This window comes from Comamonas sp. GW821-FHT11H03, from assembly GCF_058807955.1.
On the sequence record NZ_JBXARF010000008.1, the window covers coordinates 65,687 to 85,750 of the forward strand.

The 20,064-nt window shown below is 64.8% G+C and carries 17 protein-coding genes and 1 pseudogene; 10 read left to right on the forward strand and 8 right to left on the reverse strand.

Features of this window, described 5'->3' with window-relative positions:
- The first annotated feature begins 166 nt into the window (after positions 1-166).
- Entirely contained in the window at positions 167-1,150 is a 984-nt protein-coding gene (locus AC1RTQ_RS17610; RefSeq protein ID WP_302089690.1) for a proteasome-type protease, read from the forward strand.
- A 60-nt stretch (positions 1,151-1,210) separates the two neighbouring features.
- Positions 1,211-2,086 (forward strand): alpha/beta fold hydrolase, encoded by an 876-nt coding sequence (locus AC1RTQ_RS17615; protein ID WP_492877616.1) that lies wholly within the window; start codon positions 1,211-1,213, stop codon positions 2,084-2,086.
- Positions 2,087-2,223: 137 nt separating this feature from the next.
- Here the strand turns inward: AC1RTQ_RS17615 and AC1RTQ_RS17620 are convergent, their stop codons facing one another.
- Entirely contained in the window at positions 2,224-3,048 is an 825-nt protein-coding gene (locus tag AC1RTQ_RS17620; RefSeq protein ID WP_302089688.1) for an undecaprenyl-diphosphate phosphatase, read from the reverse strand.
- Between the two features lie 213 nt (positions 3,049-3,261).
- On the opposite strand from AC1RTQ_RS17620, the gene AC1RTQ_RS17625 reads away from it, so the two are divergent.
- Positions 3,262-3,540, forward strand: coding sequence for a PsiF family protein (locus tag AC1RTQ_RS17625; protein ID WP_034369070.1), 279 nt, complete (start codon positions 3,262-3,264; stop codon positions 3,538-3,540).
- A 118-nt stretch (positions 3,541-3,658) separates the two neighbouring features.
- On the opposite strand, the pseudogene AC1RTQ_RS17630 reads toward AC1RTQ_RS17625, so the two are convergent.
- Positions 3,659-4,689: pseudogene (locus AC1RTQ_RS17630) on the reverse strand (PepSY-associated TM helix domain-containing protein).
- Positions 4,690-4,862: 173 nt separating this feature from the next.
- On the opposite strand from AC1RTQ_RS17630, the gene AC1RTQ_RS17635 reads away from it, so the two are divergent.
- Genes AC1RTQ_RS17635 through AC1RTQ_RS17650 form a run of 4 tightly spaced genes read left to right on the forward strand, consistent with a single transcriptional unit; the run spans position 4,863 to position 7,498 of the window.
- On the forward strand, positions 4,863-5,267 hold the full coding sequence (locus tag AC1RTQ_RS17635; protein ID WP_492877618.1) for a DUF2306 domain-containing protein: 405 nt from the start codon (positions 4,863-4,865) through the stop codon (positions 5,265-5,267).
- A gap of 36 nt (positions 5,268-5,303) precedes the next feature.
- The gene (locus AC1RTQ_RS17640; protein WP_492877620.1) at positions 5,304-5,588 is read left to right on the forward strand and encodes a 2TM domain-containing protein; all 285 of its coding nucleotides are present in this window, start codon (positions 5,304-5,306) and stop codon (positions 5,586-5,588) included.
- A 24-nt stretch (positions 5,589-5,612) separates the two neighbouring features.
- On the forward strand, positions 5,613-6,686 hold the full coding sequence (locus tag AC1RTQ_RS17645; RefSeq protein ID WP_492877622.1) for a sensor histidine kinase: 1,074 nt from the start codon (positions 5,613-5,615) through the stop codon (positions 6,684-6,686).
- Positions 6,683-7,498: a LytR/AlgR family response regulator transcription factor gene (locus AC1RTQ_RS17650; protein ID WP_492877624.1), complete on the forward strand. Its 816-nt coding sequence runs from the start codon at positions 6,683-6,685 to the stop codon at positions 7,496-7,498. Before AC1RTQ_RS17645 ends, AC1RTQ_RS17650 begins: the two co-directional genes overlap by 4 nt.
- Here the strand turns inward: AC1RTQ_RS17650 and AC1RTQ_RS17655 are convergent.
- Positions 7,491-8,156, reverse strand: coding sequence for an ABC transporter ATP-binding protein (locus AC1RTQ_RS17655; RefSeq protein WP_492877626.1), 666 nt, complete (start codon positions 8,154-8,156; stop codon positions 7,491-7,493). The two genes, AC1RTQ_RS17650 and AC1RTQ_RS17655, sit on opposite strands and share 8 nt — an antisense overlap.
- A gap of 117 nt (positions 8,157-8,273) precedes the next feature.
- Here AC1RTQ_RS17655 and AC1RTQ_RS17660 point away from each other — a divergent pair, with 117 nt between their 5' ends.
- Together AC1RTQ_RS17660 and AC1RTQ_RS17665 are read left to right on the forward strand one after the other, a co-directional pair.
- Positions 8,274-8,639, forward strand: coding sequence for a hypothetical protein (locus AC1RTQ_RS17660; protein WP_492877628.1), 366 nt, complete (start codon positions 8,274-8,276; stop codon positions 8,637-8,639).
- Between the two features lie 77 nt (positions 8,640-8,716).
- On the forward strand, positions 8,717-9,235 hold the full coding sequence (locus tag AC1RTQ_RS17665; protein ID WP_492877630.1) for an SRPBCC family protein: 519 nt from the start codon (positions 8,717-8,719) through the stop codon (positions 9,233-9,235).
- Here the strand turns inward: AC1RTQ_RS17665 and AC1RTQ_RS17670 are convergent.
- From AC1RTQ_RS17670 to AC1RTQ_RS17690, 5 genes are all read right to left on the reverse strand, one after another.
- The gene (locus AC1RTQ_RS17670) at positions 9,232-9,555 is read right to left on the reverse strand and encodes a hypothetical protein (RefSeq protein ID WP_012839346.1); all 324 of its coding nucleotides are present in this window, start codon (positions 9,553-9,555) and stop codon (positions 9,232-9,234) included. The two genes, AC1RTQ_RS17665 and AC1RTQ_RS17670, sit on opposite strands and share 4 nt — an antisense overlap.
- Positions 9,556-9,618: 63 nt before the next feature.
- A complete protein-coding gene (locus AC1RTQ_RS17675; protein WP_492877632.1) occupies positions 9,619-11,208 on the reverse strand; it encodes an efflux transporter outer membrane subunit in 1,590 nt (529 codons plus the stop codon).
- Between the two features lies 1 nt (position 11,209).
- Positions 11,210-14,392 carry an efflux RND transporter permease subunit gene (locus AC1RTQ_RS17680; RefSeq protein WP_492877634.1) on the reverse strand — a complete coding sequence of 1,061 codons (3,183 nt, stop codon included), beginning with the start codon at positions 14,390-14,392 and terminating at the stop codon, positions 11,210-11,212.
- The gene (locus AC1RTQ_RS17685; RefSeq protein WP_492877636.1) at positions 14,389-17,589 is read right to left on the reverse strand and encodes an MdtB/MuxB family multidrug efflux RND transporter permease subunit; all 3,201 of its coding nucleotides are present in this window, start codon (positions 17,587-17,589) and stop codon (positions 14,389-14,391) included. The genes AC1RTQ_RS17680 and AC1RTQ_RS17685 overlap by 4 nt, the downstream gene beginning before the upstream one ends.
- 24 nt (positions 17,590-17,613) lie before the next feature.
- The gene (locus AC1RTQ_RS17690; protein WP_492877638.1) at positions 17,614-19,386 is read right to left on the reverse strand and encodes an MdtA/MuxA family multidrug efflux RND transporter periplasmic adaptor subunit; all 1,773 of its coding nucleotides are present in this window, start codon (positions 19,384-19,386) and stop codon (positions 17,614-17,616) included.
- 267 nt (positions 19,387-19,653) lie between these two features.
- Between AC1RTQ_RS17690 and AC1RTQ_RS17695 the strand changes: the two genes are divergently transcribed.
- The gene (locus tag AC1RTQ_RS17695) at positions 19,654-20,037 is read left to right on the forward strand and encodes a nuclear transport factor 2 family protein (protein WP_003069196.1); all 384 of its coding nucleotides are present in this window, start codon (positions 19,654-19,656) and stop codon (positions 20,035-20,037) included.
- Positions 20,038-20,064 lie beyond the last annotated feature (27 nt).

Genomic DNA, 20,064 nt, shown 5'->3' on the forward strand with positions numbered 1-20,064 from the left:
GCCGTGCCTGGGCAGGGCATTGGCAACAGTTACAGGGCCGCCAACGGCACTATTAAAACCCTTCTAAAATCGCGTTGCAGCCTGCGTTTACAGCTATACATTCAGAAGCACTCGACGCTTGCTGCATCTGGTGTTCATACGTTTTTCATTATTGTCTCTATCACCCATGACATACTGCGTCGCCCTCAAGCTCAACGCCGGCCTGGTGTTTCTGTCCGACTCCCGCACCAATGCCGGACTCGACCAGATCAGCACCTTCCGCAAGGTCATGCTGTATGAGCAACCGGGCGAGCGCTTCATGGTGCTGCAGTCGGCCGGCAATCTGTCCATCACCCAGTCGGTGCGCGAGCTGCTGGAGAGCTTTCAGCTGCACGACACGACCACGGACGAGATGCTGACCATCTGGAATGTGCGCAGCATGTTCGATGCCGCGCGCGTGCTGGGCGCTGCCGTGCGCCATGTGCATGAGCGCGAGGCCACGGCGCTGCAGCGCGCCGGGGTGGACTTCAATGTCTCCATGATTTTTGGCGGCCAGATCCAGGGCGAGCGCATGCGCCTGTTCCAGGTCTATTCGGCGGGCAACTTCATCGAGGCCACGGGCGAGACGCCCTACTTCCAGATCGGCGAATCCAAGTACGGCAAGCCCGTGCTGGACCGCGTCATCACCTCCGAGACCCCGCTGGACGAAGCCGCCAAGTGCGCGCTGGTGTCCATGGACAGCACGCTCAAGTCCAACCTCTCGGTGGGCCTGCCGCTGGATCTGATCGTCTACGAGAACAACCGCTTCGCCACCGACCGCATTGTCTGCCTGGACGCCGACAACCCCTATCTGCGCATGCTGCACGACAGCTGGGGCGAGCGCCTGCGCCATGTCTTCGACAGCATCGACGATCCGGCCTGGGACGGCGGCCAGACCGATACGCCGATCCGCATTCACAGCCCGCGCGCCCATCCGCTGATCAAAGTGGGGGCACCCGTTGCAGAGCGCTCGGCCCACGGCCTGGGTGCAGGCAATATTCCGCCCGCCGCGCTGCGCCAGCCCGTGGTGCCGGCTCAGGCCGGCCTGAGCATGGCCGATGAATACCAGCGCCTGCAGACGGCAGAAGAGCAGGCGCGCATGCAAAGACAGGCAGGCCTGTCCAGGCGCTAAACTGATCGACACATCCAACGCCCCTTCGGGGCGTTTTTCCTGTCCAGCCCGTTCCGCGCCATGTCCCAACCCACAGCCACCACCAGCACGACGAACACCCTGCCCGTGGTCTTCGCGCATGCCAACAGCTTTCCCATAGGCACCTATCGCCTGCTGTTTTCGCTGCTGCGCCAGCGCGGCATCGACGCCGGCGGCGTGCAGCGCTTCGGCCATGATCCCCGGCGCCCGGTCACCAACCACTGGCCGCATCTGGTGGACGAGCTGATCGAATACATCGAGCAGCAGGTCGAGCGGCACGGCCGACCGGTCTATCTGGTGGGCCACTCGCTGGGCGGCATTCTGAGTTTTCAGGCCGCCTCCAAACGCCCCGATCTGGCGCGCGGCGTGCTGCTCATCGACTCGCCCCTGCTGGGCGGCTGGAAGGCGAACGCCGTGGGCCTGGCCAAGCAGACGCAGATCGTGGCCTCGGTCTCCCCCGGCAAGATCAGCCAGCGCCGGCGCACCACCTGGGCCAGCAACGAAGAGGCGCTGGAGTATTTCCGCGGCAAGAAGGCGTTTGCCCAGTGGCACCCGCAGGTGCTGCAGGACTATGTGCAGCACGGCCTGGAGGACGACCAGGGCAAGCGCAGCCTGCTGTTCACGCGCGAGGTGGAGACCGCCATCTACAACACCCTGCCCAGCAATCTCAACAACCAGCTCAGGCGTCACCCCGTGCGCTGCCCGGTGGCCTTCATCGGCGGTCGCTCGTCGGTGGAGATGCGTCAGGTGGGCATGGAGATGACACAGCGCATCACCCGCGGGCGCATCACGATGCTGGACGGCGGCCATCTGTTTCCCATGGAGCGGCCCGAGGCCACAGCCGCCGCCATCGAGGCGTCGCTGCTCAATATGGAGCAGACCATTCTGCAGAAATCTGCGGTAAGCACTCACAAATAAATAGCTTATTGCGCTTTACAGATAACGATTTCAGAATCAAAAAAACCTGAAATTCAATCAGAACAAGCGCTGTTAGCTATTAAAAAAGCCGCTTGCAATCACGCAAGCGGCTTTTTTTGTGGGCAGCGCCAAGGCACTCAATGGTGCCAGTCCACGATGCCGGTATAGGCCGTCACCAGCACGATGACGCCGAAAACGATGCGGTACCAGGCAAACGGCACAAAGCTGTTGGTGGAGATAAAGCGCAGCAGCCAGCGCACGCACAGCCAGGCGCTGATGAACGAGAAGATCAGGCCCACGGCAAACAGCGGCACATCCGCCATGGACAGCAGCGCACGCTCCTTGTAGAGGCTGTAGACGCCCGCGCCGATCAGCGTGGGCATGGCCAGGAAGAACGAGAAGTCGGTGGCCGCCTTGCGCGACAGGCCCATGAGCATGCCGCCGATGATGGTGGAGCCGCTGCGGCTGGTGCCGGGCACCAGGGCAAAGCACTGCACCAGGCCGACCTTGAGCGCATCGAGAGCCGTCATATCGTCCACGGACTGCACGCGGGTGGCGGCGGCGGGCCGCTTCTCGGCCCAGAGAATCACGAAGCCGCCGAGGATGAAGGTGGTCGCCACGATGACCGGCGTGAACAGATGCTCCTGCACATATTTGCCGAACAGCAGCGCCAGCACCACGGCAGGCAAGAAGCCGATGAGGACGTTGAGCGCGAACTTCTGCGCCTGGCGGCTGCTGGGCAGCTGCACCAGCGTGTCCCGGATCTTCTGCCAGTACACCAGCATCACGGCAAAGATGGCCCCGGTCTGGATCGCAATCTCAAACACCTTGGCCTTGCCGCCGACAAAACCCATCAGCGAACCGGCCAGGATCAGGTGGCCGGTGGAGGAAATCGGCAAGAACTCGGTCAGCCCTTCCACAATGCCCATGATGGCGGCCTTGACCAGCAATAAAGTATCCACGCGAATCGTCCTTTGGATGCAGGGTTGAAGCAAAGCCGCCCATTATCCGCTCGCCATTTTCCCGATCGCGCTCACAAGACCTTTTCCGCCCGCCAATCGACAGACAATCGCAAACTTTTACAAGACATGGCTTGTTGTGATGGGCAAAGTCACGCGCTTGTGCTGCAATAGCTGCGCGCCGGTTGTCGGCGTTTTTTCAAAAATCACACCATCATGAAAAAATTTGTGGTCCTGGCTGTCGTGTCCCTGGCCTGCAGCATGAGCATGGCTGCTGGCGACAAACCCAAAACCGCCCAGCAGCAGCTGATGGGCACCTGCAACACCGAAGCCACCGGCAAGAAAGGCGATGAGCGCAAGGAGTTCATGAAGTCCTGCCTGTCCGACGGCAAAAAGCGCCAGCAGGAACGCATGAAGAGCTGCAACGCCGATGCGACCGGCAAAAAGGGCGACGAGCGCAAGGCCTTCATGAGCGAGTGCCTGAAGAAGGACTGAGCGGCCCGAGCCGCTTTGCCGACCTTCTCCTGCGCGGAGGCCAGGCCCGGCGTCATCGAGCCGGGTAGCGCCATTTTCGGCGCAATGCACAAAGCCACCGCAAGGTGGCTTTGTGGTTTCAGGCGGAAGCAACCGCCGAGGCCGTTCGCCGGGCACGGCGTTTTTTCCACCAGATGATGACGCCGGTGACGGACAGCATGGCCACCATGACGCCGACCACCGATATCAGCACCCGCCCGAAGGTGCCCAGAATGCGGCCGCTGTGCAGCGGCAGCTGCAGCTGCACGAACACATCGGCTCCCGTGCCGTGCCAGGGGCGATAGCTGCCCAGCACCTCGCCGCTTTGCGAGCTCACATAGACATTGGACAGTCCCATGCCCATGGCCCCGGTCTCCTCGTCGGGATCGAAGAAGGAGACGTTGTAGAACGGGAAATCCCCGCCATACCAGATGCCTCCGGCCTCAGTCTTGATACCCAGCCGCAGCGCTTCCCGGCGCGCGATCTCGATGGCCGTGGCAAAGCCGATCTTGGGCTCGATAAAGCGGCCCAAAGGTGCCGGCTTGAGCGTCTCGTAGGGGCCGGGCGTGGTGGTCGAGACCTTGCTCATCACGGGATAGAACACCTCGCGGTAGAGATTGATCGAGAACGAGGTAAAGGCCACGATGACGATCACGCCCCAGATCCACAGCGGTTGCTGCCCGCAAAGGTGGGGCTGAGCAGGCTTTCATGCAGATGGCGCAGCCAGGGCATGAGATTGCGCCAGCTCAGGGCCAGGCTCCTGGAGTCGCGGTGGCCGGTGATGGCACCCGTCACCGGGTCCACAAACACCGTGTTGTAGCCCAGCACATGGGGCTTGCCCGTGCCCTGATCCAGCAGCGGGCGCACCAGAAAGGAAGCCGCCTCGCCCTCGCGCAGGCCCAGGCTCATATAGGAGATCTCGACGCGCGCATCGGCTGCCTGCACGGCCTGGGCCAGTTGCAGCGGCGTCTGCAGCGGGCCGCGTCCCGGCGTGTGCAGCATGTCGGCGTTGAGCCAGTCGTCGATTTCATGATCCCACGAGAGCACTGCTCCCGTCAGACCGGTCATGACCAGGAAGGCCGCGAGAAACAGGCCGACCCAGCGATGAACCACGATCCACAGAGCTCGCATCAGAAGTCCACGCTGGCGGTCAGCGGTTCCAAGCATTGAGCACAGTTTCAACCAGTACCCCACTCACACCCGTGAAGATGCAACTGGCTCCCGTGTTTGTTCACTTCGTCGCAAAGCGCTGGTCGGCAGCAGGCCCGGCTTGCACAGTCATGTGCAACCACCAGGAGCCAGCCATGCAACTCACGCCCTTGATTGCCTTTCACATGAGTTCCGCCATCGCGGCCACTCTTGCCGGAGCCATCGCCCTGTGGGCCAGGCGCCCGGCCGGAGCGCTGCCCTGGCTGCACAAAATCGCAGGCTATGGCTTTGTGCTGCTCATGCTGGCCACCGCCATCTCCGCCTTGTTCATACGCGACTTCAAGCTGCCCAACTGGGCAGGCTTCACGCCTATTCATCTGCTGATCCCCGTGACGCTGGGAGGCCTGACGCTGTCTTTCTGGCATCTGGCCCATCGACGCATCGGCCAGCATCGCAGCGTCATGCGCAAGCTGTACTTCGGCAGCTGCGTCGTCGCGGGACTGTTCACGCTGCTTCCGGGCCGGCTGCTCGGCAATCTGCTGTGGCAGCAATTGGCCTGAAACCCGCCCTCATCCCAAGCACTACAAGGAAAAGACATGAACCCGATCTCTGAAGACGCTCTGCACCGGCTGGCACGCCGCCGCGCTGGCATGAAGCTGGGCTGGTATATCCACGCTGCGGTCTATGCCGCCGTGAATCTGGGCCTGATGGCCCTGTCTCTGAGCCAGGGACGGCACTGGGCCGTCTACCCGGCTCTGGGCTGGGGTCTGGGCCTGCTGATGCATGGCGCCGTGGTCTGGCTGCTGGTCCCCGGCAGTCCGCTCTTTCAGCAACTGCTGGAGCGCGAGCTGAAAGCGCTGCAGCGCAGCGAAAAGCGCTAGATGCCAAGGCCCCCATCACCTACCATGCCCGTCATGTCCATGTTTGCGCTCGCTCCCCTCTTTCGCCATGCCGGCATCACCGTGGCGGCCTGTCTGCTGATCGCGGCAGCCCTGACGGCACTCGGCCAGGGCCTGTGGGATGTCAACCTTGCCTACTCGCTGGCCATCGGCCTGATCAGCTGGCTGAGCATCGATCTGCTCAGACTGCGCTGGCGCGAATCCGACGACATTCCCTGGCCACGCGGCATGCGCGGCATGGCCCTGGTGCCGCTGGGGATTGCAGCAGGCATGGTTCTGGGCAATCCGCTGGGGCTCCTCTACGTTCAGCAGTTCCACCCCGAGCTGCCGGCCGCAGCCCGGCCCTCGCTATGGCTGCCGTTTGCCATCACCCTGGCGACCAGCATTGCCATGTCCTGGGGCTTTTATGTGGTGGGCAAATCGCGCCATCTGCAAATGCTGGCAGAGCAGGCCCAGCGCCAGGCCGCCCAAGCGCGGCTCAGTCTGCTGCAGGCCCAGCTGGAGCCGCATATGCTGTTCAACACCCTGGCCAATCTGCGCGTGCTGATTGCCACCGATGCGCCACGCGCCGAGCAGATGCTCGACCATCTGATTGCCTACCTGCGCGCAACGCTGGCCGGCTCGCGCAACAGCACCCACAGTCTTGCCAGCGAATTTGCCTTGCTGGCCGACTATCTGGCCCTGATGCAGATCCGCATGGGCGACAGGCTCACCTACTCCTTGACGCTGCCCGCTGATCTGGCCGAACTGCCCGTGCCAACCCTGCTGCTGCAGCCGCTGGTGGAGAACAGCATTCGCCATGGGCTCGAGCCCCAGCTGGCCGGCGGCCACATTGCCGTGCAGGCCGTCATGCAGGATGCGAGCCAGCTCCTGCTCAGCGTGCAGGACAATGGCCAGGGCCTGTCAGCGCCCTCAGGCCTGCCTCCTTCGGGCTCTGGCTCCAGCTCCGGCTTTGGCTTGGCGCAGATCCGGGAGCGCCTGGCCAGCCGCTACGGCAGCGCTGCCAGCCTGGAGTTGAGAGCCGACAGCGCAGGCGCAACCCGGGCCTGCATCGTATTACCCCTGAAGCCCCAGCCATGAACACCCGCCCACCGCGCGCCCTGATTGCCGAAGACGAACCACTGCTGGCCCTGGCCTTGCAGCAGTTGCTGGGCCAGCTCTGGCCCCAGCTGCAGATCGAAGCCAGGGTGGCCGACGGCATCAGCGCCGTGCAGCAGGCGCTGGAGCGGCTGCCCGATCTGCTGTTCCTGGACATTCGCATGCCGGGCCAGACGGGGCTGGAAGCCGCCGCCGAAATCGCCGATGCCTGGCCTGAGGAGCAAGCGCTGCCGGCGATTGTCTTTGTCACCGCCTACGACCAGTACGCCCTGGCGGCCTTCGAGGCCTGCGCCATGGACTATGTGCTCAAGCCGGTGCAGGCAGCGCGCCTCGGCCAGACCGTGCAGCGCCTGCAGCAGTGGTGGCAGCAGCGCCAGCCGGCGCAGGGCACGGACCTTGCCATGCACAATCACCGTCAGCTCGAGCAGCTGCTCGGGCTGCAGCAGCAACTGCTGGGGCAGGGCCCTGCCGCGCTGCAGATCATTCAGGCCAGCGTCGGCAACCAGATCCATATGGTGAGGGTGCAGGACATCGTCTACCTCGAAGCCGCCGACAAATACCTGCGCGTGCTGACAGCCAGCCAGGAGTATCTGATCCGCACCCCGCTCAAGGATCTGCTGCCGCAGCTGGACGCCCAGCAGTTCTGGCAAATCCATCGCGGCACCGTGGTGCGGGCACAAGCCATTGCCAGCGCCCAGCGTGACGAGTCCGGGCGCCTGAGCCTGCTGCTGCGCGAGCGTCCCGAAAAGCTGGCCGTCAGCCGTCTCTACGCCACGCGCTTCAGGGCTATGTAGCCAGCTCCATCACATCCTCCCAGTCCACACCCTGCATGGCATCCCAATGCGCGACGATGACGCTGCGGGGCCGCGCCGGGTTCTTGAGCTCGGCCACCATGGCAGCCAGCGCGTGCTGCACATAACGCTCGGAGGGCTTGTCCAGCGCCGCCAGCGGCTCGTCGATCAGTACCAGCTCGGCGGCGCTGGCCCAGCCGGCGGCCATCCACAACTTGCGCTGGGTGCCCGACGACAGGGCCAGCAGCGGCTTGTGCAAATGCGGCTCCAGCCCGAAGCCCTGCACATGCTGCTCGAACTGCTGCTGTGACCAATGCGGATACAACGTGCGCTGCAGCGCCACCCAGCTTTGGGCCGACATATGGCTGTAGACATCGTTGAGCGGCTGGCGCGGGTCCTGCCAGAAGCAGGAGCTGGCAGCCAGACGGCCGTTGTCGGCGAACGGATAGTGCAGCAAGCCCATGCGCAGCGGCAACTGCCCGGCCAATGCCTTGAGCCAGCTGGTCTTGCCCGTGCCCTCATCGCCTTGCAGCAGGCACAGCCCGGCATGCCAGCAATGCGAGGCCTCCTGGGCCACAACGCGGCCGGGGTAGCCAAAGCTCACCTGCAGGGCCTGCACCATGCAGGGAGATTCGCAATCTTCATCGATATCAGAACTCATAGCTGACAACGCCTTGTAAATATAGGTTTACGGCTGTTTACTGTCCCAAAAGCCCACAGCCCTGCGCACGGCAAGGCCCAGGCACAATGGCGTCCCCTCAATAGCTCGCAATATGCCATGGCTCTGGATTATCTGGAATTCGATTACAGCGAAGATGAAGAAGGCACAGGCACCTGGGACGCCATGGCCAGCGTCAGGGCCGAGCGCGTGCCCGCTCTGGCAGGCGAAATCGAAGCCCTGCTGCTCTGGGCCAGCCGCAAGTTTGCGGGCCGCCAGGGCCCCGTGGAAGACGGCCATGACTGGGACTACGATCTACAGGCACAGGACGACGAGGGCCAGCCCCTGAACGCGCGCTTCGACAAGACCGCAGGCCGGCTGGAGCTGCAGGCATCGGCCACGGGCCGCACCACGGTCAGCCTGTCTCTTTCGGGCTCCTCGCAGTTTGGCGATGCACTGCGCCAGGCCTTCGATATCGAGGCCTGACGTCGGGCCTGCAAGCACCGCGCCTGATGCATCTAGGTACACAATGAGAGCCCAGACGCGACTTGCAAAGGCATTTCATGACCGAGCGACTCTCTGCACCATTTGTCATCGAGCAATTCATCAAGGCACCGCGCGAGCTGGTCTACGCGGCCTTCACGAAAGGCGAGCACCTGAGCCAGTGGATGCGCCCGCCCGGCATGGTGATGACGCAATGCGAAGTGGATGCACGCGAAGGCGGCAGCTTTCATTACGGCATGCGTGCCGAGGCCATGCCCCAGGCGGCTGCCATGTGGGGCAAATGGAGCTTCAGGGAGCTGAAAGCGCACGAGCGCATTGTCGTCGTGGTGCAATTCAGCGATGCCGCCGGCGGCGTCACGCGCCACCCGATGGCGCCGCAATGGCCGCTCTATACCTTGTCGACCACCACACTCAGCGAGGAAGCCGGCGGCACGCGCATTCATCTGGAGTGGCGCGCCCTCAACGCCAGTGCCGTGGAAGAAGCAGTGTTCGACAGCTCGCACGCCAGCATGAACCTGGGCTGGAGCGGCAGCATGCAGCTGCTGACCGGCTATCTGGCCAAGGTACAGGCGGCCTAGCGATCCATATCCTGGCGCTGCCTGGGCGGCTCGGCCGCATTCCTGCGACTGGCCCCGGCACGCCCGGCCTTGCTCCACTGATAGTCCACGCCGTCGGGCGTCTTGCCGTCCTCGACCGCAGACACGCCCACAGGCCCGACCATATCGCGCAGCTCCGACGAAATCACCACATGGGCATGGCGCTCGTCCTTGCGCAGCTGCTGGCACAGGGCCAGCGCCTCGCTCATCTGCGCATCGGAGAAGGCCCGGCATTGCGGCTGCCAGACCGGTGTCTGGCCCTCGGGCTCGGAATTGCGCAGGTAGAAAACAGCAATGCTCATGGTTTGATCTTCACAACAACAGAGCCACGGTTGTAACCCAGACCATAAGCCTGCACGGCGCGCTCACTCTTTGCGCAGCCCCACATCCAGCGGCTCCCAGCGCCCTGCCACATTCTTGAGCAAGGTGTTCACGGCCGTCAGCCTGCGGTTTCTGACGCTGTTGAGGCTGTTCTGGGCGCTGAGCACCGTCGTCTGGGCCGAGAGCACGTTCAGATAGGCCACGATGCCGGCCTGGTACTGGTTGTTGGCCACGGTCAGCGACTTCTGCGCTGCGGCCAGGGCCTCGGTCTGCACCTGCTCCTCCTGAGCCAGATTGACGGCGGCAACCAGGTTGTCCTCCACCTCCTGCAGCGCCGTCAGCACGGTCTGCTTGTAGGTGGCGGCATTCAGGTCCAGCGTGGCACGGGCCGACTCCACGGCCGCCGAACGCGCGCCGCCGTCAAACAGACTCATGGCCAGCGCCGGGCCCAGCGACCAGAACAGGTTCGGCGCATTGAGCAGATCGGAGAGCACGGAGTTGCGGTAGCCGGCCGATGCCGACAGCGTCAGCGATGGGAAATAGGCCGCACGCGCCACGCCGATCTGCGCATTGGCCATGGCCACGCGGCGCTCGGCGGCAGCGATGTCGGGGCGCCTCTCCAGCAAGGTGGATGCCAGCATCTCGGGCACCGCAGGCGGCGTCGGCAGGCGGCCGGTCACCGGCAGGCTGAAATTGGCCGGAGCCTTGCCCAGCAAGGCCGCCAGCGCATGCTCGTACTGGGCGCGCGTGATCCTGGCATCCAGCAGGCTGGCCTGTGTGCTCTTGTACTGGGACTGGGCCTGTGCCACATCGGCCGAAGACACCACGCCTGCCTGGTAGCGATTCTGCGTGAGCTTGAGGCTTTGCTCGTAGGCCTGGAGGCTCTCCTGCAGATACGTCATCTGCGCCTCGGCGGCACGCAGCGAGAAATAGGTCTGGGCCACCGATGCCTGGGCCGAGAGGCGGGCCGCAGCCAGATCGTCGGCACTGGCCTGGGCCGAAGCGCGGCTGGCGTCCACCGCGCCCGATAGCTTGCCCCAGAGATCCAGCTCCCAGCTGGCGTTCAGGCCCAGCGAGAAGGTGTTGTTGATGCTGCCGCTGCGCGCCACGTTCTCGCCGTTGGTGTTGCTGTAGGTGCCGCCGCCGGTCAAGGCACGCGAGCCGCTGCCCGTGGTGCCGAGCGTGGGCAATTGCGCGGCGCGGCTGCTGGCAACGGCGGCCTGGGCCGAGCGCAGACGGGCGACGGCCTGCTCCACGCTGGGATTGCCTGCGGCTGCCGCTTGCTGCAGCTGATCCAGCGTGCTGTCGCCATATACCGTCCACCACTGCTCGGGCACTGCGGCGCCCGGGTTGGCCGCCGAACTCTGCGCCGGCTGCCAGACGCCGAACTGCGCGGCCTCGGGCGTGGCCTCCTTGAACCGGGCCGGCACATCGAGCCGGGGCGGCTGATAGACGGGCTGGGTGGAACAGGCCGCCAGCGCCAGCGCCGTAAAAAGCGTCACTGTCGGCGGCATTAGACGCGGCATCCAGCGGGGCAGCGCCCTGGGAGAATTCTTCATAAAAGTGAGCTTCTTACGCTTACCCTGATTGGGGATGAAGCCGATTTGATTCAAAAACTGTGCTGGCATATTCATCTCACTTCGCCTCAGCCATGGCAGAGGCCTGGCCGCCGCGCCTTCTGGCCGGACGGCGCGCCCACAGGCGCAGCACGCTGCGGCGCACGCGGTCCAGCAGCACATAGACCACGGGCGTGGTGTAGAGCGTGAGCAACTGGCTCAGCAGCAGGCCGCCCACGATCGCAATGCCCAGGGGCTGGCGCAGCTCGGCACCATCGCCCCGGCCCAGGGCCAGGGGCAGCGCGCCGAACAGGGCCGCCATGGTGGTCATCAGAATGGGGCGCAGGCGCAGGTGGCAGGCCCGATAGATGGCCTGGGCCGCCGTGGCATGGCCGCCTTTCTCGCGCTCCAGCGCGAAGTCGATCATCATGATGGCGTTCTTCTTGACCAGTCCGATCAGCAGGATCACGCCGATGAAGGCGATCAGCGAGAACTCCGTCTTGAACCACATCAGCGCCAGCAGCGCTCCCACGCCGGCCGAGGGCAGCGTGGACAGAATCGTCAGCGGATGGACCAGGTTCTCGTAGAGGATGCCCAGCACCAGATAGATGGTGATGATGGCCGCGAGAATCAGCAGGGGCTGGCCCGCCAGCGCCTGCTGGAAGGCACCGGCCGAGCCGCTGAAGCTGCCGCGAATGGATACGGGCACGCCCAGCTCCAGCATGGCATTGCGGATCGCGTCATTGGCCTGGGACAGCGAGACATTGGGCGCCAGGTTGTAGCTCACGGTGCTGGCCGGCGTGCCGCTCTGGTGCTGCACGGACAGCGGCGTGGTCGAGGTGGTGATCTTGGCAAAGGCGGTCAGCGGAATCTGCTGGCCCGCACTGTTGACGAAGAAGAAGCCCTGCAGCGTCTGCGGGCTCTGCAGATACTGGGACGAGGCCGTCATCACCACGCGGTACTGGTTGAGCGGGTTGTAGATCACGCCCACCTGGCGCTGACCGAAGGCATCGTTGAGCGTGTTGTCGATCTGCGCCACGGTCAGGCCCAGGCGCGTGGCCTGGTCGCGGTCTATGACCAGCTTGGTCTGCATGCCGTTGTCCTGCACGTCGCTGTTGACATCGGTCAACTCCGGCAGGGTGGACAGCACCTGACGGATGCGCGGCTCCCACAGGCGCAGCTCGGCCGTATCGTCGGCCTGCAGCGTGTACTGATAGGAGGACATGCTCTGGCGCCCGCCGATGCGCACATCGCTCTGAGTCATCATGAACAGCCGCGCGCCAGGTTCGTCCTTGAGCTTTTCACGCAGGCGGTTGATGACCTCGTCACTGGACACCTTGCGCTCGGCCATGGGCTTGAGCGACATGAACATATTGGCCGCATTGGCCTGGCCGCCGCCGGTGAAGCCGGTCACATACTCCACGGCCGGGTCCTGTTGCACCACATCGAGAAAACGCTTGATGCGGCGCTCCATGGCCTGAAAGGACGTGGACTGGTCGGCACGGATGAAGCCCATGACGCGGCCCGTGTCCTCGCTGGGCATGAAGCCCTTGTCGATGGTCTGGTAGAGATGGATGTTGAGGCCGATGACCGCCGCCAGACTCAGCAGCACCACGGGCTGGTGGCGCAACCCCCAGGCCAGGGTGCGGCGGTACAGCGCTGTCACGCGCACCTCGAAGCGATCCATGGCCAGCGAGACGCGCTGCCAGAGCGCATCCCAGCGGCGCATGAACGGATGCTGCGGGCGGCGGGCGCGCTCAATGCGGCGGCGCTCCTCTTGGGCAGGCGTGCGCAGCAAGGCCGCACACATCATGGGCGTGGTGGTCAGCGAGATGACCATGGAGACCAGAATCGCCGCCGACATGACCACGGCAAATTCACGGAAGAACCGTCCCACGATGCCGGCCATGAACAAAATGGGCACGAACACCGCAATCAGCGACAGGCTCATGGAGACGACGGTGAAGCCGATCTCGCGCGCGCCTTCGATGGCGGCCTGCATGGCGGTCTTGCCGCGCTCCATGTGGCGCATCACGTTCTCCAGCACCACGACGGCATCGTCCACCACAAAGCCTGCGGCCACCGTCAGCGCCATCAGCGACAGATTGTCCAGCGTGTAGCCACACAGATACATGACGCCAAAGGTGCCCATCAGCGAGGCAGGCACGGCCACGGCCGGGATCAGCGTGGCGCGCAGCCGGCGCAAAAAGACGAACACCACCATGATGACCAGCGCTATCGAGATCAAGAGCGAGTTCTGCACCTCCTTGACCGAGGCGCGCAGCGTGGGCGTGCGGTCCGAGATCACCGTGACATCGATGGCCGGATTGATGGAGGCCCTGAGCTGGGGCAGCATGGCGCGCACCTTGTCCACGGCCTGCAGGATGTTGGCGTCGGGCTGCTTGAACACCTGCAGCAGCACGGCGGGCTTGCCGTTCATGACTCCGTAGTTGCGTATGTCCTGCACGGAGTCGGTGACATCGGCCACATCGGACAGACGCACCGCGTTGCCGTTGTTCCAGCGCAGCACCAGGGGCGCGTATTCGGCGGCGGTGCGGGCCTGGTCGTTGGTCGCCACCTGCCAGTAGTGGTCTTCGCGTTCCACGGCGCCCAGGGGGCGGTTGGCATTGGTGGCGGTGATGGCCGTGCGCACCGCATCCAGCGACACGCCGTTGGCAGCCAGCCGCACCGGGTCCAGCTCCACGCGTACGGCCGGCAGCGCGCCGCCGTTGATCGATGCCTGGCCCACGCCTTCCACCTGGGCCAGCTTCTGCGCCAGCACCGTGGAGGCCGCGTCATACATCTGGCCGCGTGTGAGCGAATCCGATGTCAGCGCCAGAATCATGATGGGCGCGTCGGCCGGGTTGACCTTGCGATAGGTCGGATTGCCCGGCATGCCCGAAGGCAGCAGCGTGCGCGCCGCATTGATGGCGGCCTGCACATCGTGGGCGGCGCTGTCCACCGTGCGCGTCAGATCGAACTGCAGCGTGATGCGCGTGCTGCCCATGCTGGAGCTGGAGGTCATCTCGTTGACGCCCGCAATCGCGCCCAGGGCGCGCTCCAGCGGCGTGGCCACGGTGGCCGCCATGGTGTCCGGCGCCGCGCCGGGCAGGCTGGCAGTCACCGAAATCGTCGGATAGTCCACCTGCGGCAGCGGCGCCACCGGCAGCTGGAAATAGGCCACGGCGCCCACCAGGGCCATGCCGATGGTCAGCAGCATGGTTGCAATGGGCCGGAAGATGAAGGGCGTGGAGATGCTCATGGACGCGCCCCGTCCTGGCCGCCATCGCCTGCCTCGCCCATGACTTCGGCCTCGGAGTGCGGCACATGCTTGACGGCCGGCAGGCCGCGCCTGGTGCGCCAGCCCTCGGCCCAGTTTTCAAAGGTCAGATAGATCACCGGCGTGGTGAACAGGGTCAACAGCTGGCTCAGCAGCAGACCGCCCACCAGGGTCACACCCAGCGGCTGGCGCAGCTCGCTGCCCACGCCGGTTCCCAGCATCATGGGCAGCGCACTCAGCAAGGCCGCCAGCGTGGTCATGAGAATCGGCCTGAAGCGCAGCAGACAGGCCTGGTAGATCGCGTCGCGCGCATTCATGCCCTCCTCGCGCTGGGCGTCCAGCGCGAAGTCGATCATCATGATGGCGTTCTTCTTGACGATGCCGATCAGCAAGATGATGCCGATGATGGCGATGATGTCCAGATCCAGCCCCGACACCAGCAGCGCCAGCAGCGCCCCCACGCCCGCCGACGGCAGGGTGGAGAGAATCGTGATCGGGTGAATCGTGCTCTCGTAGAGCACGCCCAGCACGATGTACATGGTGATGATGGCGGCCAGCACCAGCAGCAGGGTGTTGGAGAGCGAGGCCTGGAAAGCCAGCGCCGCGCCCTGGAACTGCGTGTCCACCGACAGCGGGATCTGCCCCTCGTCACGCAGCTGCGCAATGATGGTTTGCGCCGCCTCCACCGCATGACCCAGCGACACGCCGGATGCGGTGTTGAACGAAATGGTGGCCGCCGGCAACTGCCCCACATGGTTGACGGCCAGCGCCATCGGGCGCTCGCTCACCGTGGCAATCGATGACAGCGGCACCGGCGCACCGTTGCTCGATGCGGCATAGATGTTCTGCAGGGCCTCGGGACCGATCTTGAACTGCGGCGCCACCTCCAGCACCACGCGGTACTGGTTGGACTGCGTGAAGATGGTGGAGATCAGACGCTGGCCGAACGCGTTGTAGAGGGCCGAGTCCACCGACGAGACCGTCACGCCCAGGCGGCTGGCCTGGGCCCGGTCGATCTGCACATAGGCCTGGCGGCCCTGGCTCTGCAGATCGCTGCTCACGTCGAGCAGTTGGGGCAGCTGCTGCAGACGCTCCACCAGAGTTCTGGTGCTGGCCGTGAGCTGGTTCATGTCCGGCGAGGAAAGCAGCAGCTGGTACTGGGTGCGGGCCTGGCGGTCCTCTATCGTCAGATCCTGCACGGGCTGGGCATAGAGGCGGATGCCGGGCACGGCGCGGGAGTCCTCGGCCAGGCGTTTGAGCACCACGGGCAGGCGCTCACGCTGGGCATGGGGCTTGAGGTCGATCTGGATGCGGCCGGTATTGAGCGTGGTATTGGTTCCATCCACGCCGATGAACGAGGAGATGGAGGCCACGGCCGGGTCCTCGAGCAAATGCTCGGCCAGTGCCTGCTGGCGCTCGGCCATGGCGGCAAAGGAGATGGACTGGTCGGCCTCGGTGGTCGCGGCAATCGTGCCCGTATCCTGCTCCGGGAAAAAGCCCTTGGGCACGACGAAGTACAGCAGCACCGTGACCACCAGCGTGGCGATGAACACCAACCAGGTCAGCTTGCTGTGATCCAGCACCCAGGTCAGCATGCGGCCGTATTCGCCAATCACCTTGTCGAAAAAGCGTGCGACGGCTGCGCCCAGGCCCCGGGACTGCGCCGGGTTCTTCTCGCCCTCGGGCTGGTGGCGCAGCAGGCGCGCGCACAGCATGGGAGTGAGCGTAAGCGAAACCACGGCCGAGATCAGAATCGCCACCGTCATGGTGATGGCGAATTCGTGGAACAGACGCCCCACCACATCCCCCATGAACAGCAGCGGAATCAGCACCGCGACCAGGGAGATGGTCAGCGAAATGATGGTGAAGCCGATCTGCTTGGCGCCCTTGAGTGCGGCCTGCATGGGCGGCTCGCCCTTTTCCACATAGCGGGCGATGTTCTCGATCATCACGATGGCATCGTCCACCACAAAGCCCGTGGCAATGGTCAGGGCCATCAGCGTGAGGTTGTTGATGGAAAAGCCCGCCAGATACATGACGCCGAAGGTGCCTACCAGCGACAGCGGCACCGCCACGCTGGGAATCAGCGTGGCCGATGCGCTGCGCAGGAACAGGAAGATCACCATCACCACCAGGGCGATGGCCAGGGCCAGCTCGAACTGCATGTCCTTGACCGAGGCGCGAATGGTCACGGTGCGGTCGGTCAGCACCTGCACGTCGATGGAGGCGGGCAGCGTCTCCTTGAGCTGGGGCAGCAGGTTCTTGATGGCGTCGACGGTGTCGATCACGTTCGCGCCGGGCTGGCGGCGGATATTGAGAATCACGGCCGACTTGGAGCCGGTCTCGGGCGTGCCCGACCAGGCGGCCAGGCGCGTGTTCTCGGCGTCGTCCACGGTCTGCGCCACATCGGAAAGGCGCACGGGGTTGCCGTTCTTGAAGGCGATGATCAGGTTGCGGTACTCGGCCGCCGACTGCATCTGGTCGTTGGCATCGATGGTCGATGCGCGATTGGGGCCGTCAAAGCTGCCCTTGGCGGTCTTGACGTTGGCCGCAGAGATGGCGGTGCGCACATCATCCAGGGTCATGCCGAAGCTGGCCAGCGCTGCCGGGTTGGCCTGGATGCGCACGGCCGGACGGCGCGCACCGGCAATGGCCACCAGGCCCACGCCCTTGACCTGGGAGAGCTTGGGCGCGAGGCGGTTCTCCACCAGGTCGTTGATCCTGATGACGGGCAACGAAGGCGAGCTGACGGCCAGCGTCAGCACCGGCGCATCGGCCGGGTTGACCTTGCTGTAGAGCGGGGGCATGGGCAGGTCGCTGGGCAGCAGATTGGTGCCCGCGTTGATGGCGGCCTGCACCTGCTGCTCGGCCACGTCCATGGACATATCGAGCGCAAAGCGCAGGCTGATCACCGATGCGCCGCCCGAACTGGTCGAGGACATCTGGTCCAGCCCTGGCATCTGGCCGAACTGGCGCTCCAGCGGTGCCGTGACGTTGGAGGTCATCACATCGGGGCTGGCCCCGGGGTAGAGGGTGGTGACCTGAATCGTGGGGTAATCCACCTCGGGCAGGGCCGAGATGGGCAGCAGGCGGTAGGCAAGAATGCCCGAGATCAGCACCGCCACCATCAGCAAGCTGGTGGCGATGGGCCTGAGAATGAAGAGGCGCGAGAGATTCATGATGGCCGCAGGCTCTGACTATGCTCAGCGACCCGTGCCGCCGGCTGCCGTACCGGCCTGGCCATTGACTTCGCGCTCGGCGCGCAGCTTCTGGAAGAAAGCGCGGCGCTCTTCGGGCGACAGGGCCTCCAGCTTGGCGCGCTGCTCGGGAGTCAGCTGGGGGCGGTCACCCCGGCCCTCGGCTCTTTCCGTGCGCGCCTCACCGCCTTCACCACGCTCGGCACCGGCCTGAGGCCTGGCCTCGTTCGCAGCCGCAGGCTTGGCGTCCGGCTTGGCGTCGGCCTTGGGCTCCGGCTTGGAGGGACTGCCCTGCGCCTCGCGCGGCTGATCGCCACGGGCGTCCGTGCCACGCGGTCCCTGGCCGGGACCCGCACTGCCGCCATTGGCACCGCGCTCGGCGCGCAGCTTCTGGAAGAACGCCTTGCGTTCCTCGGGCGTCATCTTGGCGACTTTTTCACGCTGCTCGGGACTGAGGTTACGCATCATGCCGCGCGGCTGGTTGGCCGCATCCTGCACGGCCTGGTCGACCTTATTGACCTTTTCGGAGTCCACCACCGTCACCTGGGCGCCTTCGCGCAGGCGGTCGATGCCATCGGTCACCACCTTGTCGCCGGGCTCCAGCTCGCCGCGCACGCTGACATAGTCACCGTCCGTCACGCCCACGGTGATCTTGCGCTGGGTGACCGTGTTGTCGGGCTTGACCAGATAGACAAAATTGTTCTGCACCGCATTCGCGGGCACGACCAGCGCCTGATCGATCTGGCGCAGCTGCAGCTTGACGTTGACGAACTGATTCGCGAACAGCTTGCGCTCGGCATTCTCGAACGAGGCCTTGGCTTTGACGGTGCCCGTGGTCGTGTCGATGGTGTTGTCCAGCGCATTGAGCTGGCCCTTGGCCAGTATCTGCTTTTGCTCGCGGTCCCAGAGCTCTACGGGCATGACCTTGCCCTCGCGCAGCTGCTGGGCCAGCGTGCCGACATGGGTTTCGGGAATGGAGAAGACGGCATCGATGGGGCGAATCTGGGAGATCGTCACCAGCCCGTTGGCGTCGGAAGGATTGACCACGTTACCGAGGTCGGCCTGGCGCAGACCGAGGCGACCCGAGATGGGGGCCGTGATCCTGGTATAGCTCAGCTGCAGCTTGGCCGCATCGACCTGGCCCTGATCGGCCGCTACCGTGCCCTGCAGCTGGCGCACCAGCGCGGCCTGGGTATCGACCTGCTGGCGGGCAATCGAGTCCTGAGCCTGCAGCTCCTTGTAGCGCTGCAGATCGAGCTGCGCATTCTTGAGCTGGGCCTGGTCGCGCGCCAGAGAGCCCTGCACCTGCGCCAGCGAGGCCGCAAAACTGCGCGGATCGATCTCGGCCAGCAACTGGCCGGCCTTGACCTCGTCACCTTCCTTGAAGTGCAGCTTGATCAGCTCGCCCGAGACCTTGGCGCGCACCACGGCCGTGGCACGTGCATTCATGGTGCCGATGGCGCTGACGAGCACGCGCATGTCGCGCTGCTCCACCACACCTACGCTCACCGGCTGAGCCTGGCTCATGCCGCCGGGGCCGCCGGGGCCGCCCGGCCCTGCGCGACCATTGCGCCCAGCGCGTGCACCGGGCCCGCCCGCTGCCTGTGCAGGAGCTGCAGAGGCAGACGTATCGCCGCTTGCACCCTGTTTTTGCGCATACCACCAATAGCCACCGCCAGCGGCTGCCAGCGCGAGCGCCACACTGGCAAGCAAGGCGGGCCGGACCTTGCCATGCTGTAAAGAATGACGATTGGGGAGCAATTTGGATGAGCTGGACATGGTTGAGCGCAGGAATTTCGAGCCTGAATTGGAGCCAATGGTATCCAGTTGCAATCAAGCCCCGGGTCAGGCAGAGCCGGCTTTGCCAGCATTTACCCCCCCTTTACCTTGGGTTTACCTGCTGAAGTTCCCCATTCGGAGACTTAAACAGTGCTGACTTTCATCGCAGCAATGACGGCGTTTTCAGGCCTCATGCTTGGCGGCTGACACTGCCATTGCTGCGTCCGCCATGCGGCGCAAGGAATCCAGCTCCAAGGAGAAACCCATATGACCACCGAACGCCTGACCAATCACCCCGAAGAAGCCGCCGTGCGCGTGCCGCTGGAGCTGTATATGCGCGGCCATGCCGAAGACAATGCCGAGCATATGCGCGCAGCCTTCATGCCCACGGCCCGGCTGGAGTCCGTGCGCGAAGGCCCGCTGACATCCTGGGACCTGGACTTCTACTGCCAGCGCTTCAAGAACACGCCCGCTGCCGACGAAGCTACGCGTCGCCGCGTCATCGACTCCCTGGACATCGTGGGCACGGCCGCCATGGCCAAGGTCACGCTCTACCACGGTGCCGTGACCTTCACCGACTACTTCGTGCTGCTCAAGACCGAGCAGGGCTGGAAGATTGCCAACAAGGCTTTCCACGCCCAGCCTCAATAAGGTTGAGCCACCTCCACCAAGCCCCTG

Excerpts from the sequence above, each read along its gene's own strand:
- AC1RTQ_RS17610 (WP_302089690.1), top strand. The coding sequence starts at position 167 with ATGACATACTGCGTCGCCCTCAAGCTCAACGCCGGCCTGGTGTTTCTG.
- AC1RTQ_RS17615 (WP_492877616.1), top strand. The coding sequence starts at position 1,211 with ATGTCCCAACCCACAGCCACCACCAGCACGACGAACACCCTGCCCGTG.
- AC1RTQ_RS17625 (WP_034369070.1), top strand. The coding sequence starts at position 3,262 with ATGAAAAAATTTGTGGTCCTGGCTGTCGTGTCCCTGGCCTGCAGCATG.
- AC1RTQ_RS17635 (WP_492877618.1), top strand. The coding sequence starts at position 4,863 with ATGCAACTCACGCCCTTGATTGCCTTTCACATGAGTTCCGCCATCGCG.
- AC1RTQ_RS17640 (WP_492877620.1), top strand. The coding sequence starts at position 5,304 with ATGAACCCGATCTCTGAAGACGCTCTGCACCGGCTGGCACGCCGCCGC.
- AC1RTQ_RS17645 (WP_492877622.1), top strand. The coding sequence starts at position 5,613 with ATGCCCGTCATGTCCATGTTTGCGCTCGCTCCCCTCTTTCGCCATGCC.
- AC1RTQ_RS17650 (WP_492877624.1), top strand. The coding sequence starts at position 6,683 with ATGAACACCCGCCCACCGCGCGCCCTGATTGCCGAAGACGAACCACTG.
- AC1RTQ_RS17655 (WP_492877626.1), bottom strand. The coding sequence starts at position 8,156 with ATGAGTTCTGATATCGATGAAGATTGCGAATCTCCCTGCATGGTGCAG.
- AC1RTQ_RS17660 (WP_492877628.1), top strand. The coding sequence starts at position 8,274 with ATGGCTCTGGATTATCTGGAATTCGATTACAGCGAAGATGAAGAAGGC.
- AC1RTQ_RS17665 (WP_492877630.1), top strand. The coding sequence starts at position 8,717 with ATGACCGAGCGACTCTCTGCACCATTTGTCATCGAGCAATTCATCAAG.
- AC1RTQ_RS17670 (WP_012839346.1), bottom strand. The coding sequence starts at position 9,555 with ATGAGCATTGCTGTTTTCTACCTGCGCAATTCCGAGCCCGAGGGCCAG.
- AC1RTQ_RS17675 (WP_492877632.1), bottom strand. The coding sequence starts at position 11,208 with ATGAATATGCCAGCACAGTTTTTGAATCAAATCGGCTTCATCCCCAAT.
- AC1RTQ_RS17680 (WP_492877634.1), bottom strand. The coding sequence starts at position 14,392 with ATGAGCATCTCCACGCCCTTCATCTTCCGGCCCATTGCAACCATGCTG.
- AC1RTQ_RS17685 (WP_492877636.1), bottom strand. The coding sequence starts at position 17,589 with ATGAATCTCTCGCGCCTCTTCATTCTCAGGCCCATCGCCACCAGCTTG.
- AC1RTQ_RS17690 (WP_492877638.1), bottom strand. The coding sequence starts at position 19,386 with ATGTCCAGCTCATCCAAATTGCTCCCCAATCGTCATTCTTTACAGCAT.
- AC1RTQ_RS17695 (WP_003069196.1), top strand. The coding sequence starts at position 19,654 with ATGACCACCGAACGCCTGACCAATCACCCCGAAGAAGCCGCCGTGCGC.